Annotated in this window: 11 protein-coding genes; 7 read left to right on the forward strand and 4 right to left on the reverse strand. The window is 68.9% G+C overall.

What is annotated here, in order from left to right:
* Positions 1-38 precede the first annotated feature (38 nt).
* Positions 39-1,568 carry a sigma 54-interacting transcriptional regulator gene (locus tag EJO71_RS25360; protein ID WP_125951386.1) on the reverse strand — a complete coding sequence of 510 codons (1,530 nt, stop codon included), beginning with the start codon at positions 1,566-1,568 and terminating at the stop codon, positions 39-41.
* Between the two features lie 147 nt (positions 1,569-1,715).
* On the opposite strand from EJO71_RS25360, the gene EJO71_RS25365 reads away from it, so the two are divergent.
* From EJO71_RS25365 to EJO71_RS25380, 4 genes are read left to right on the forward strand one after another with little or no spacing between them, the layout of a single operon-like run.
* Positions 1,716-2,414: a CerR family C-terminal domain-containing protein gene (locus EJO71_RS25365; protein ID WP_125951385.1), complete on the forward strand. Its 699-nt coding sequence runs from the start codon at positions 1,716-1,718 to the stop codon at positions 2,412-2,414.
* A 23-nt stretch (positions 2,415-2,437) separates the two neighbouring features.
* Complete coding sequence (locus tag EJO71_RS25370; protein ID WP_240651860.1) at positions 2,438-3,913, forward strand: efflux transporter outer membrane subunit; 1,476 nt, start codon at positions 2,438-2,440, stop codon at positions 3,911-3,913.
* Positions 3,910-5,106, forward strand: a complete 1,197-nt coding sequence (locus tag EJO71_RS25375) for an efflux RND transporter periplasmic adaptor subunit (RefSeq protein WP_125951383.1) — start codon at positions 3,910-3,912, stop codon at positions 5,104-5,106. Before EJO71_RS25370 ends, EJO71_RS25375 begins: the two co-directional genes overlap by 4 nt.
* 33 nt (positions 5,107-5,139) lie before the next feature.
* Complete coding sequence (locus tag EJO71_RS25380; RefSeq protein ID WP_125951382.1) at positions 5,140-8,256, forward strand: efflux RND transporter permease subunit; 3,117 nt, start codon at positions 5,140-5,142, stop codon at positions 8,254-8,256.
* Between the two features lie 83 nt (positions 8,257-8,339).
* Here the strand turns inward: EJO71_RS25380 and EJO71_RS25385 are convergent, their stop codons facing one another.
* The 3 genes from EJO71_RS25385 to EJO71_RS25395 form a co-directional block, all read right to left on the reverse strand.
* Positions 8,340-9,863 (reverse strand): tripartite tricarboxylate transporter permease, encoded by a 1,524-nt coding sequence (locus EJO71_RS25385; protein WP_125951381.1) that lies wholly within the window; start codon positions 9,861-9,863, stop codon positions 8,340-8,342.
* Between the two features lies 1 nt (position 9,864).
* On the reverse strand, positions 9,865-10,401 hold the full coding sequence (locus tag EJO71_RS25390) for a tripartite tricarboxylate transporter TctB family protein (protein WP_125951380.1): 537 nt from the start codon (positions 10,399-10,401) through the stop codon (positions 9,865-9,867).
* 139 nt (positions 10,402-10,540) lie between these two features.
* Positions 10,541-11,500 (reverse strand): tripartite tricarboxylate transporter substrate-binding protein, encoded by a 960-nt coding sequence (locus EJO71_RS25395; RefSeq protein ID WP_125951379.1) that lies wholly within the window; start codon positions 11,498-11,500, stop codon positions 10,541-10,543.
* 135 nt (positions 11,501-11,635) lie between these two features.
* On the opposite strand from EJO71_RS25395, the gene EJO71_RS25400 reads away from it, so the two are divergent.
* The 3 genes from EJO71_RS25400 (at position 11,636) to EJO71_RS25410 (ending at position 14,343) form a co-directional block, all read left to right on the forward strand.
* Positions 11,636-12,319, forward strand: a complete 684-nt coding sequence (locus tag EJO71_RS25400; protein ID WP_125951378.1) for a response regulator transcription factor — start codon at positions 11,636-11,638, stop codon at positions 12,317-12,319.
* A 115-nt stretch (positions 12,320-12,434) separates the two neighbouring features.
* Entirely contained in the window at positions 12,435-13,886 is a 1,452-nt protein-coding gene (locus EJO71_RS25405; RefSeq protein WP_125951377.1) for a sensor histidine kinase N-terminal domain-containing protein, read from the forward strand.
* A gap of 19 nt (positions 13,887-13,905) precedes the next feature.
* A complete protein-coding gene (locus EJO71_RS25410; protein WP_125951376.1) occupies positions 13,906-14,343 on the forward strand; it encodes an RNA-binding S4 domain-containing protein in 438 nt (145 codons plus the stop codon).
* The last annotated feature ends 56 nt before the right edge of the window (positions 14,344-14,399 follow it).

The raw sequence follows: 14,399 nt of genomic DNA on the forward strand, positions 1-14,399 counted from the left end.
ATCCCCCTCCCATTTGACTGAAATTCGATTGCAGTTGACTACTGATTTGTCATCCGCTCATACAGCGTCGCCCGCGAAATTCCCAGAAGCCGCGCCGTCGCCAGCTTGTTGCCGCCGGTGGAGGCCAGCGCCGCCGCGATCGCCTTGCGCTCGAGCTCGGCCACCTGCTGCGCGAGCGGGCGCAGCAACGCCGCCTCTTCGTCCGCATCGTGCGCGCTCTGCAAAGCGGCCGGCAGCTCGATCTGCTCCAGTCCCGCTTCCCGCAGGATGCGTTCGAGTTGCACGGCATCGATGCGCTGCGAGTCGCTTCGCATCGTCACCTGCTCCAGAACGTTGCGAAGTTCGCGGATGTTGCCGCGCCAGTGCTGGCCCGCCAGCAGTGCGAGCGCGTCGGGCGTGAGTTCGGGTGGGGCTTCGCCGCTGCGCAGCGCCATGTCTTCGCCCAGCGCCTCGACCAGCGCTGGAATGTCGGCGCGCCGCTCTCGCAACGGCGGCACACGCAGCGGCAGCACGTTGAGGCGGTAGTACAGGTCCTCGCGGAACTGGCCGCGCCGCACCAGCTCGGGAAGGTCGCGCGAGGTGGCGGCGATCACGCGGGCGTCGAAGGGCACGAGCTTGTTGGAGCCCAGCGGCTCGATCTCGCCTTCCTGCAGTGCGCGCAGCAGCTTGGCCTGCAGGCCCAGCGGCATATCGCCGATCTCGTCCAGGAACAGGCTGCCGCCGTCGGCCAGCTTGAACTTGCCTTCGCGGCCTTTGCGGTCGGCGCCGGTGAATGCGCCAGGCGCGAAGCCGAAGAACTCGGCTTCGAGCAGCGTGTCGGGCACGGCGGCGATGTTCACGCTGACGAACTGCCCCTTGGCGCGCGCGGACGAAGCATGGATGGCATGTGCCAGCAGCTCTTTGCCGGTGCCCGTCTCGCCCAGCAGCAGCACCGGGCTGGTCGACTGCGCCGCGCGCCGCGCATGTCGTTTCACTTCCACCGCCGCCGGACTGCTGCCGATGAAGCTCGCGAAGGTGTACTTGGAACGGCGCTGGCCGTCGGGCGCATGCTGGTAGAGCGGGTTGTTGCGCTGGCTCGCGAGCTCGCGCCGCGCGTCGTCGAGGTCGCGCTGCAGCAGCGCGAACTTGCTGATGAGCGGCTGCAGCGTGGTCTCGGGCTGGTCGAACAGCACGATGCCGATGGCGCCAATGACCTTGCCCAGGCCGCCCTCGCCGCCTTCGCGCTCCTCGCGCAGCGGGATTCGGCTGACGACGAATGTGCCGGCCTTGTTGGTCAGCAGGTCGATCAATATCGGCTCGCCGGTTTCGAGCACGCGCCGCATCTGGGTGTTGGGAATCACGTCCTCCACCATGTGCCCCATGAACTCGTCGATGGACGAGAAGCCAAGCGCCGGCAAAAAGCGCCGGTAGCCCTCGTTCACCCACACGATGCGCCCGGTGCTGTCGACCAGGAACATGCCCTGGCTGATGCTCGAAAACAAATGAAACATCGAGCGCGCGGCGAGCGCGAGAATTCCCTCGGCATCGAGGGGCAGCGAGGGCGTTGCGGTGGCAGGGGCAGCGGGCATGGCGGGATCGTAGCGCGCCTGCGAACGAGGCCTGCCCGGCACCGCCGGTCTTCAGCAATCGCTCAGGCTACGAGTTCTCGTAGAAAACCCTTCAGCAAGCCTTAAGTAAATCAATCGTTTGATTTCATGCATGGTGTAATGCCGGCCATGAACGCGAGAGACCCGATCACCCAGGCCCCGCGCCGCGCGCCGCGCGCCGATGGCGCCGAGGCCCGCCACCGGCTGCTCCACACCGCGCTGCGGCTCTTCGCGCAGAAGGGGTTCGCCAAGACCTCCACGCGCGAGATCGCCCGCGAGGCCGAGGTCAACATCTCGGCCATCAGCTACTACTTCGGCGACAAGGAGGGGCTGTACGCGGCCACCTTCAGCGAGCCGATGGGCGGCGACTCCAGCGACCTGATCGCCGCGTGCAATGCGCCCGGCCAGTCGCTCGAAGACACGCTGCGCCTGTGCATGGTGTCGATGATCGACCCGCTCAAGCAGGGCGAGATCGTGCGGCAATGCATCCAGCTGCACATGCGCGAGATGCTGGAGCCCACCAGCCGCTGGGCCGAGGAGCTGGAGCGCGACATCAAGGGCCCGCACCGCGCCATCGCCGACCTGCTGTGCCGCCACCTGAAGGTGGAGCGCGCCGACGACGACATCCATCGCCTGACCTTCGCGATCACCGGGCTGTCGATGCAGCTCTACGTGAGCCAGGACTTCATCGAGGCGATCCGCCCCTCGCTGCTGCGCACGCCGCGCGCCATCGACGCCTGGGCAGACCGGCTCACGAGCTACGCGCTGGCGCTGGTCGAGGTCGAGGCGGCCCGCAGGCGCGCCGAGAGAAAGCAGAAGAAGCAATGAAGAGAAAACTCCGACTGAATCTGATGACGGCCCTCTGCCTCGGCGTCGGCCTTTCCGGCTGTGCGTTGACGCGCCCCCCGGCGCAGGTGGAAGCACCCGTGCCCGCGCAATGGCATGCGCCCCTGCCCCACGGCGGCTCGCTGGCTTCGCTGGCCAACTGGTGGAGCCAGCTCGACGATCCGCTGCTGGTCGAGCTGATCGCCGCCGCCGAAGCCGCGAGCCCCAACGTCGCGAGCGCCGCCGCGCGCGTGGCCGAGGCGCGCTTCACGCGCGTGCAGACCGGCGCCGCGCTGCTGCCCAGCCTCGACGGCACCGCATCCGCCAGCCGCGGCACCTCGGGCTTTTCTTCCGGCAGCAGTTCGAGCAGCAGCCTTTCGGCCAGCACGCCGATCACCACGCTGCAGGCCGGCCTGCAGTCGAAATGGGAGATCGACCTGTTCGGCCGCCTGCGCGCCGACCGCGACGCCGCCGAGGCCAAGCAGAGCAGCGCCAACGCCAAGTGGCACGACGCGCGTGTGGCGGTGGCGGCCGAAACGGCCAACGCCTATTTTGCCGAGCGCGCGTGCCAGCAACAGCTGCGTGTGTCCGAATCGGATGCGCGCTCGCGCTCCGAGACCGCGCGGCTCACCGACCTCTCGGCAAAGGCCGGCTTCACCGCACCGGCCGACGCCGCGCTTGCCCGCGCCAGCGCTTCGGACGCCTCCGGCCGGCTCACGCAGCAGCGCGCCCAGTGCGCGGTGCAGCGCAAGGCGCTGGTCGCGCTCAGCGGCGTCGACGAGACCACGCTCGAAGGCAAGCTCGCGGCCGCGCCGGCGCAGCGCGCGCTGCCCGCCGTCGGCAGCATCGCCAGCGTGCCGGCCGAGGCGATCTCGCAGCGGCCCGACGTGTACGCAGCCGAACTCGGCGTGGCCTCCGCCAGCGCCGACGTGGGCTCGGCCGAGGCCGAGCGCTACCCCAAGCTCACCCTGTCGGGCTCCATCGGCCGCACGCAGTACCGTGTCGACGGCGTGCGCCAGTCGCTCGAGACCTGGACGGTGGGCCCGCTGTCGCTCACCGTGCCGCTGCTCGACGGCGGCTCGCGCAAGGCGAACACCGAGGCGGCCAAGGCCCGCTATGCCGAGGCCGTGTCGCTCTACCGCTCGAACGTGCGGCAGGCCGTGCGCGAAGTCGAGGAGGCGCTGGTCAACCTCGACGCCACCAACGCCCGCACGGCCGATGCCGATGCCGCGGTAAAGAACTACCAGGCCTCCTTCGACGCCACGCAGGCACGCTACAGCGGCGGCCTCGCCAGCCTGTTCGAACTGGAGGATTCGCGGCGCACGCTGTTCTCGGCGCAGACCGCGCGCGTCACGCTGCAGCGCGAGCGCACCGAGGCATGGGTGGCGCTGTACCGCTCGATGGGCGGCGGCTGGAACCGCCAGTCGGCCCCGGCGCCCTCCTCTTTCGAATCGTCATCTATGACCACCACCCCGGCCACCAAGGTCGCGACGTCGCCATGAAAACAATGAAGCGTTCCACCCTCGCCATCGCGCTGATCGCGCTGGCCGTCGTCATCGCCGCGATCTTCTTCATGACGGGCGGCAAGCCGTCGGACAAGGCGGCCCAGCCCGCATCCGCCGCCGGGGCCAAGGGCACTGCGCCCTCACCCAAGCCGGCACTGACCGTCACCGTCGCCAGGCCCGAGGCCACCGAGCTGATGCTCACGCTCGCGGCCAACGGCAACGTGGCCGCCTGGCAGGAGGCGGTGGTCGGCTCCGAATCCAACGGCCTGAAGCTGGCCGAAGTGCGCGTGAACGTGGGCGACGTGGTCAAGAAGGGCCAGGTGCTCGCGGTGTTCTCGCCCGAAACGGTGCAGGCCGACATCGCGCAGGCGCGCGCCTCGCTGGCGGAAGCCCGTGCCACGGCGGCCGACGCCGCCGGCAATGCCGCGCGCGCCCGCACGCTGCAGGCCACGGGAGCGCTGAGCCAGCAGCAGATCAACCAGTACCAGACCACCGAGCAGACCGCCAAGGCGCGCGCCGAGGCTGCCGAAGCCGTGCTGGCCGCGCAGCAGGTACGCGGTCGCAACACCCAGGTGCTGGCGCCCGACGACGGCGTGATCTCGGCGCGCACCGCCACGGTCGGCAGCGTGGTGTCGGCCGGCACAGAGCTGTTCCGGCTGATCCGCCAGGGCCGGCTCGAATGGCGTGCCGAAGTGACGTCGGCCGAGCTGAGCCGCGTCGCGGTCGGCACCACCGCCTTCGTGGTGAGCGCCAGCGGCGCGCAGGTGCGCGGCAAGGTGCGCAGCGTCGCGCCCACGGTCGATCCGCAGACGCGCGCGGCGCTGGTGTATGTCGACCTGCCCAACGTGCAGCAGAACACCGGCATCAAGGCCGGCATGTTCGCGCGTGGCGACTTCGAGCTGGGCCGCAGCACGGCGCCGACGGTGCCGCAGGCATCCATCGTGCCGCGCGACGGCTTCAACAACGTCTTCCTGCTCAAGCCCGACAACAAGGTGGCGCAGTTGAAGGTGCAAATCGGCCGGCGCCTGAACGACCGCATCGAGATCACCAGCGCGCTGCCCGACGGCGCCCAGGTGGTGGTGCAAGGCGCGGGCTTCCTCAACGACGGCGACCTGGTGCGCGTGGTGGATGCACCAGCGCCCACGGCGCAGCCGGCCAGGTCGGCAGCCTCCGCAGCCACGGCCAAGTAAGCGGCCGCAGAAATTCATCAAAGGAACACGCCCATGAACGTTTCCGCCTGGTCCATACGCAACCCGATTCCGGCGGTGATGCTGTTCGTGCTGCTCACCTTCGGTGGGTTGCTGTCGTTCAACGCGATGAAGGTGCAGAACTTTCCGGACATCGACCTGCCGACCGTGACGGTCTCGGCCTCGCTGCCCGGCGCCGCGCCTTCGCAGCTGGAGACCGATGTCGCGCGCAAGCTCGAGAACTCCATCGCCACGGTGCAGGGCCTGAAGCACATCACCACCAAGGTGCAGGACGGCGCCGCCACGCTGATCGTCGAGTTCCGGCTCGAGAAGCCGGTGCAGGAAGCCGTGGACGACGTGCGCTCCGCAGTGCAGCGCGTGCGCGCCGACCTGCCGGCCGACGTGCGCGACCCGGTCGTCACCAAGCTCGACTTCGCGGCCCAGCCGGTGCTGGCCTTCACCATCGCCTCCTCCGCCATGGATGCCGAGGCGTTGAGCTGGTACGTCGACAACGACGTCACGAAGAAGCTGCTGGCCCTGCCCGGCGTGGGCGCGGTGAACCGCGTGGGCGGCGTCACGCGCCAGGTGCACATCGACCTCGACCCGAGCAAGCTGCAGGCGCTGGGCGCCTCGGCCGCCGACATCTCGCGCCAGTTGCGCCAGGTTCAGACCGAAAGCGCGGGCGGCCGCTTCGACCTGGGTGGCAGCGAGCAGCCGGTGCGCACCATGGCCACCGTGAAGTCGGCCGACCAGCTCGCCGACATGCAGATCGTGCTGAGCGACGGCCGCCGCGTCCGCCTCGACCAGGTGGCGCGCGTGAGCGACACCATCGCCGAGCCGCGCGCGGCCGCGCTGCTCAACGGCAAGCCGGTGGTGGGCTTCGAGGTGGCGCGCAGCCGCGGCGCCAGCGAAGTCGAAGTGGGCCACGCGGTGATGAAGGCGCTGGCCGACATGCGCGCCGCGCGCCCCGACATCGAGCTGACCGAGGCCTTCAACTTCGTCGATCCGGTGGAAGAGGAATACAACGGCTCGCTGCACCTGCTGTACGAAGGCGCCATCCTCGCGGTGATCGTGGTGTGGTTGTTCCTGCGCGACTGGCGCGCCACCTTCGTGTCGGCCATTGCGCTGCCGATGTCGGTGATTCCGGCCTTCATCGGCATGCACCTGCTGGGCTTCTCGGTCAACGTGATCTCGCTGCTCGCGCTGTCGCTGGTGGTGGGCATATTGGTGGACGACGCCATCGTGGAGGTAGAGAACATCGTGCGCCACCTGCGCATGGGCAAGACGCCCTACCAGGCGGCGATGGAGGCGGCCGACGAAATCGGGCTGGCGGTGATCGCCACCACCTTCACGCTGATCGCGGTGTTCCTGCCCACGGCCTTCATGAGCGGCGTGGCCGGCAAGTTCTTCAAGCAGTTCGGCTGGACGGCATCGCTCGCGGTGTTCGCGTCGCTGGTGGTGGCTCGGGTACTCACGCCGATGATGGCCGCCTACATGCTCAAGCCCGTGGTCGGCGCCGAGAAGGAGCCGGGCTGGCTCAGCTGGTACATGAAGGCGGTGACGTGGAGCACGCACAACCGCTTCAAGACGATGGTGCTGGCCACCCTCTTCTTCTTCGGTTCGCTGGCGATGATCCCGCTGCTCAAGACCGGCTTCATTCCGGCTGACGACAACTCGCAGACGCAGATCTACCTCTCGCTCGCGCCCGGCTCCACGTTGGCGCAGACCACCGCGGCAGCGGAGGAAATCCGCAACCGCGTGATGAAGATCCAGCATGTGAAGAGCGTCTACACCACGGTGGCCGGCGGCAGCGCGGGCGGCGATCCGTTCGCCAACTTCGGCACGCCCGAGACGCGCAAGGCCACGCTCACGATCAAGCTCGACCCGCGCGGCGACCGGCCGCGCAAGCAGGTGATCGAGAACCAGATCCGCACCGCGCTCGAAACGCTGCCCGGCGTGCGCAGCACGGTGGGCCTGGGCGGCTCCGGCGAGAAGTACATCCTGGCGCTCACGGGCGAAGACCCGGTGGCGCTGTCCAGCGCGGCGAGCGCGGTCGAAAAAGACCTGCGCACCATTCCCGGCCTTGGCAACATCACCTCCACCGCGAGCCTGATCCGCCCCGAGATCGCCGTGCGCCCCGACTTCGCGCGCGCCGCCGACCTGGGCGTGACCAGCGCCGCCATTGCCGAGACGCTGCGCGTGGCCACGCTGGGCGACTACGACCAGTCGCTGGCCAAGCTCAACCTCGCGCAGCGGCAGGTGCCGATCGTGGTGAAGCTGGAAGACTCGGCGCGCAAGGACATCGACCTGCTCGGGCGCCTCTCGGTGCCGGGCACGCGCGGGCCGGTCATGCTGAGCCAGGTGGCCTCGCTCAGCATGGAAGGCGGCCCGGCCGTGATCGACCGCTACGACCGCTCGCGCAACGTGAACTTCGAGATCGAACTCTCGAGCGTGGGCCTGGGCGACGCCAAGGCCGCGGTGACGAAGCTGCCGTCGATCGTGAACCTGCCGCCGGGCGTGCGCATCGCCGAGATCGGCGACGCGGAAGTCATGACCGAGCTGTTCGCCAGCTTCGGCCTGGCCATGCTCACGGGCGTGCTGTGCATCTACATCGTGCTGGTGCTGCTGTTCAAGGACTTCCTGCACCCGGTGACCATCCTGTGCGCGCTGCCGCTGGCACTGGGCGGCGCGTTCGTGGGGCTGCTGATCGGGCAGAAGGCGCTGTCGATGCCGTCGCTGATCGGGCTCATCATGCTCATGGGCATCGCCACCAAGAACTCGATTCTTCTGGTGGAGTACGCCATCGTGGCGCGCCGCGACCACGGCATGAACCGCTGGGACGCGCTGCGCGACGCCTGCCACAAGCGCGCGCGGCCCATCATCATGACCACGCTGGCCATGGGCGCCGGCATGCTGCCGATCGCGGTGGGCTTCGGCACCGCGGATTCGAGCTTCCGTTCGCCGATGGCGATGGCCGTGATCGGCGGGCTGATCACCTCCACCGTGCTGAGCCTGCTGGTGGTGCCTGCCGTGTTCACCTACATCGACGACATCGAGCACTGGATCAGGCGCACCGTGCGCAAGCTGCGCGGGCAGCCGGCCGATCCGCACATCGACGACGACCTGGTCGAGACCCCTGCGGCGGGACGGTAGAACGCCCCGTCGGAAATGAAAAAAGCTGCGGCAATGCCGCAGCTTCTTTTGCTTGAGCCCACCGAAGCGGGCTTCGAGGAAGCTCAGGCGTCCAGCTGCGCCAGCCTCTGCAGCTTGCGTTCGCTCATGCGCTTTGCAAGGCGCGGAAGAATCAGCACGGCCACCACGATGACGACCAGCGTGATCGACATCGGGCGCTGGAAGAACACCGCCGCGCTGCCCTCGCCGATCGACATCGCGTTGCGCAGCTGCGCTTCGGCGAGCGGGCCTAGGATCATGCCGACCACCACGGGGGCCGTCGGGAAGTCGAAGCGGCGCATCACCACGCCCAGCAGTCCGATGGCGTACAGCAGGAACAGGTCGAACGCGCTCTGGCGCATGCCGTAGGCACCCACCGTCGCGAAGATCAGGATGCCGGCGTAGAGCTGGGGCTTCGGAATCTTCAGCAGCTTGACCCACAGGCCGACCATCGGCAGGTTCAGCACCAGCAGCATCACGTTGCCGATGTAGAGCGAGGCGATCAGCGCCCAGACCAGCGCGGCCGAGGTGGTGAAGAGCTGCGGGCCCGGCTGGATGCCGTAGTTCTGGAACGCGCCCAACAGGATGGCGGTGGTGTTCGAGGTGGGAATGCCCAGCGTGAGCAGCGGGATCAGCGCGGCCGTCACCGTGGCATTGTTGGCGGCTTCGGGGCCTGCCACGCCTTCGATGGCGCCGGTGGTGCCGAACTCGGCCTTGGCTTCCTTGTCCTTGGCCAGCTTCTTCTCGGTCGCGTAGCTCAGGAAGGTCGGAATCTCGGTACCGCCGGCCGGAATGCAACCGAAGGGCGTGCCGATGGCGGTGCCGCGCAGCCAGGCGGGAATCGAGCGCTTCCAGTCGCGCTTCGTCATGTGCACGCGACTGAGCTTGTTCTGGCCCTCGACCACCTTGCCTTCATACAGCACGGCGTACAGCACTTCAGCCACGGCGAACAGGCCCACGGCCACGAGCACGATCTCGATGCCGTCGAGCAGCTCGGGAATGCCGCCGGTGTAGCGGCCCTGGCCCGAGATCTGGTCGAGGCCGATGCAGCCGGCCGCGAGGCCGACGAACAGCGCCGTCATGCCGCGCAGCGTGCTCTTGCCGAGCACCGCGCTCACCGTGGTGAAGGCCAGCAGCATCAGCAGGAAATATTCGGGCGGGCCGAGCTTGACCGCGAACTCCGCCACGAAGGGCGCGAACAGCGTGACGATGACGGTGGCGATGGTGCCGGCCACGAAGGAGCCGATGGCGGCCGTGGCGAGCGCGGCGCCCGCGCGTCCGCTCTTGGCCATCTTGTTGCCCTCCATCGCCGTCACCATGCTGGCGGTTTCGCCGGGCGTGTTCAGCAGGATGGAAGTGGTCGAGCCGCCGTACATGGCGCCGTAGTAGATGCCCGAGAAGAAGATCATCGAGGCCGTGATGTCGACCTTGCCGGTGATGGGCAACAGCATGGCCACCGCCACGGCCGGGCCGATGCCGGGCAGCACGCCCACGGCCGTGCCCAGGGCACAGCCGACCAGGCACCAGAGCAGATTGACGGGAGTGATGGCGGCCGCGAAGCCCGCCATGAGTGCGTTGAAGATTTCCATGTCAGATCCACCCGGTCGAAGTGAGTCCAGGCAGGTTGATGGCCAGGAATTGCGTGAACGTCCAGAACACGGGTGCGGAGATCACCGCGCCGGCGATGAAGTCGGTGAGCCAGGTGCGCGGCGAATTGACGCCGGCCTGCCCGCTCGCGCGGCGCAGCCCCTGCACGGCCAGCACGTAGCACAGCGTGCAGCTCAGGATGAAGCCAAGCGTGGTGATGAGCGCCGCATTGAGCAGCAGGCCCGCCGACACCCAGACGAAGCCGGGCCAGTAGGCGTGCTCGGCACCCGAGGGAGCGTCGAGCTCGCGGAAGCCGCCGGTGCGCGCCTCCCAAAGGATCCAGGCGCCGCACAGCACGAGCACCACGGACACCAGCCAGGGCAGGAAGTTGGGGCCGACGCCGCCGTAGCCGGCATCGGAGGAAATGCCGATGGCACCGAAGGCCAGCGCAATGCCGGTCAGCAGCACGCCGGCGCCGACGAGGGTTTGCGGCCAGGTGACCGCGGGTTGCGGCGGGGCCGAGGATTCTGGAGTTGTCATTTTTTCTCCCGGTGTCGGGGTACGAGAAGCCCCCTTCCAGGAACACCGAGGAACCGGCTCTGCCGGGCCTCAGGTGTTGCCCCCGGTAGGGGGAAGGCGGAGCGACACGAAGTGCGCGCAGCCTGGGGGCGAGCCAAGTTCAGACCATGCCGGACTTGGCCATGATGGCGCGCAGGCTCGCGAAGTCGTCGTCGACGAACTTGGCAAAAGCCTCGCCCGACAGCACGGCCGGGGTCCAGTCGTTCTTCTTGAGCGACTCGGCCCACGACGGGCTCTTCATGGCGGCCAGCACCATGTCGGTCAGCGCCTTGCGCTGCTCGGCCGAGATGCCGGGGGCGCCGTATACGCCGCGCCAGTTGCCGATCTCGACGTCGATGCCCTGTTCCTTCAGCGTGGGCACGTTCACGCCCGGCAGGCGCTGGCCGGAGGTGACGGCGATGGGCTTCATCTTGCCGGCGGCGATGTACTCGGCGAACTCGCTGTAGCCGCTGCCGCCGATGGTCACGTTGCCACCCAGGATGGCGGCGGTGGCCTCACCGCCCCCACGGAAGGCCACGTAGTTGATCTTGGACGGATCGGCGCCGACCTTCTGCGCAATCATGGCCGCGGCGATGTGCTCGGTGGAGCCGCGCGAGCCGCCGCCCCACTTGACGCTGCCCGGGTCCTTCTTGAGCTGCTCGACCACGTCCTTCATGGTCTTGAACGGCGAGTTGGCCGGCAGCACGAACACGTTGTATTCGGTGGTCAGGCGCGCGATGGGCGTGGCCTGCGACAGGTTGACCGGCGGCTTGCCGGTGATGATGCCGCCCAGCATGACCGAGCCCATGACCATCAGCGCGTTCGCGTCGCCCTTGGAGCCGTTCACGAACTGGGCCAGGCCCAGCGCGCCGGCGGCGCCGCCCTTGTTGTCGTAGGTGACGGTGTCGGCCACCTTGGCGTCGCTGAGCGCCTTGCCCAGTGCACGGCCGGTGGTGTCCCAGCCGCCGCCCGGGTTGGCCGGGATCATCATCTTGACGTTGGCGCCAGCCCGCGCGGACAGTGGCAGGGCCCCGGCGGCGGCCAGTGCGGCCAGTGACTTCAGAAAGGTGTCGCGACGCATGCGTGTCTCCTGGATTGGAAGGAATTTGAAAGGTAGCTGACTTGGAGCTGAGCGCTATCATGCGCCGCCCCGCTGTCAGTTGGCTGTCCGCCAGACTGGGGAAAACACCAAAGTACGCACTCCCGCCCCCACCGTATGAAGCTGCTGCTGGTCGAAGACGACCCCTCGATGCAAATCACCCTGCAGCGCACCCTCGGGCGCCGGCGGATCGATGTGCGCGTCTGCGGCGACGGTGCCGAGGCCGTCGCGCAATGGCGCGCCATCGAGCCCGACGTGGTCGCCCTCGACCTGAGCCTGCCCAACATCGACGGCCTGCAGGTGCTGGCCCAGGCCCGCGCCGAGGGCCTGCGCACGCCGGTGCTGCTGCTGACGGCGCGCGGCACGGTCGGCGACCGCATCGTCGGCCTGAACGCCGGCGCCGACGACTACCTGCCCAAGCCCTTCGACCTCGACGAGCTCGAGGCCCGCATCCGGGCCCTGCGCCGGCGCAGCCACGGTGTTGCCGGGCAGGACGCGGGGCTGAACCCGCAGGAAATCGGCGGGCTGCGCTTCGAGCCCGACAACGGCGCCATCTACAACCGCGCCGAGCTGCTCGAACTAACGCCGCGCGAACTGGCGCTGCTGAAGGCGCTGATGATGAAGCCCGGCCATGCCGTGACCAAGGAACGCCTGTTCGAACTGGTGTTCCCGGGCGAGGCCAACGTGCAGTACGAGGCCATCGAGGTGGTGGTGTACCGGCTGCGCAAGAAGCTCGTGGGCACCGGCGCGGTGCTGATGACGATGCGCGGGCTGGGCTATCTGCTTCGCCCTGAAACATGATCCACCCCCAGGCTTCGCGCACTTCGTGTCGCTTCGCCAACCCCCTTGCAGGGGGCAACGCCTACGGCCCGGCAAACCCGGTTCCGCGGCGTTTCCCGACCTGCAAGTCAACTCCATGACCCGTGCGATCTCGCTTCGCGCCAGGCTGCTGCTCGGCATCCTCGCGCCGATTGCCGTGTTCATCGTGATCAACAGCGTGAGCCTGTACCGCCAGAGCATGGCTGCTGCCACCACGGCCTACGACCGCACCCTGCTCGCATCGGCCAAGACCATCGGCGAGCAGCTCGACGTGGAGGGCTACGACGACATGGCGCGGCTGCGCGCCATCGTGCCCTACTCCGCGCTGGAAGCCTTCGAGGCCGACAACCGCAGCCGGCTGTTCTACCGGGTCTCGGCGCTCGACGGCGAAATGATCTCGGGCTTTGCCGAGCTGCCCTTCTGGCGCGGCCGCATCCCCGACCGCAGTGCCTACGCGGCGCTGGTCGACTTCTATGACGCGCAGTTCCGCAACCAGCCGGTGCGCGTGGCGGTGCTGCTGCAGCCGGTGGCCAGTGCGCGCGGCCGCGGCATGGCGGTGGTGCAGGTGGCCGAGACGCTGGAGCTGCGCGAGACGCTGGCGCGCAAGCTGCTCATCGACACGCTGTGGCGCCAGCTGCTGCTGATGGGCGTGATCGCGCTGGTCACGGTGTTCGTGGTGCAGCGCGCCACGCGGCCGGTGCGCGAGCTGGGCGAAGCCATCGAGAAACGCCAGGCCGACGACTTCTCGCCCATCGACGCGCCCGACGCGCCGCGCGAGCTGCGCCCGCTGATCGACGCCACCACGCAGGTCATGGGCCGGCTGCAGCGGCTGCTCGATCACCAGAAGCGCTTCGTGCGCGACAGCGCGCATCAGCTGCGCACGCCGCTGGCGGTGCTGAAGGCACAGGTGCAGTCGGCGCAGCGCGGCGACGTGGCGCCCGAACAGGCACTGGGCGAGATCAGCGGCACCGTGGACCGCGCGACCACACTGGCCAACCAGATGCTGTCGCTCGCCAAGGTGGAGCAGCTGCGGCAGCAGCCGGAATCGGTGACGCTCGACCTCGGCGAGGTGGCGCGGAACATCGCGCTCGACCTCTCGCCGCTGGTGGCCGACAAGGCGCTCGACTTCGAACTCGCCATCGACGAGCCCGTGCCGGTGCGCGCCCACCAGTGGATGCTGCAGGAACTCACGCGCAACCTGCTGCACAACGCGATCAAGCAGAGTCCGCCGGGTGCCGCGCTGTCGGTGACGGTGCGCACGGAAGGCCCGGATGCCGTGCTCGTGGTGCGCGACGGCGGCCCCGGCATCTCGCCCAAGCTGCGGCAGCGCCTGTTCGCGCCCTTCGCGGCGGGTAGCACGTCGAGCGGCTCGGGGCTGGGGCTGGCGATCTGCCGCGAGATCGTGCTTGCGCTGGACGGGCGCATCAGCCTCGACAACCGCACCGCGCCAGACGCACCGGGCCCGACGGACGGCGCCGCCCGGGTGATCGGGCTGGACGCGGTCGTGCGCCTGCCACTCTGGCAGGCCGTCTCGGGGCACAATTCCTGACCTCCACTTTCAGACATCCATGGACCGTCTGCGCATCGACAAATGGCTCTGGGCCGCCCGCTTCTTCAAGACGCGCTCGCTGGCCGCGGAGGAAATCGGCAAGAACCGCGTGCAGGTGAACGGCGACGTCGCCAAGGCTTCGCGCGAGGTCAAGGCGGGAGATACCGTCGCCATGCGCATGGGCCCGCTGACACGGACCGTGACGGTACGCGGCCTCAGCGGACAGCGCGGGCCAGCGCCGGTCGCGCAGCAGCTCTACGAGGAAACCGCAGAGAGCCTGGCAGCGCAGGCCGCCTTCCGCGAGATGCGCCGCGTGGGCAGCGAGCCCGCGCTGGCCATCGAACAGGGCCGCCCCACCAAGCGCGACAGGCGCGAGCTCGACGGCGCGGTGCGCCAGCACGCCGACTGGGACAGCCGCTGGAGCGCCTCGCTGCCTCCCGAAGACGACGGGCGCTGACGACCATCCGCCGGGTCCGATCGCTTACGCTGTCGGCTTCGTTGTTCTTCACGGAG

It is taken from the genome of Variovorax sp. 679 (assembly GCF_003952185.1).
GTDB lineage: Bacteria > Pseudomonadota > Gammaproteobacteria > Burkholderiales > Burkholderiaceae_C > Variovorax.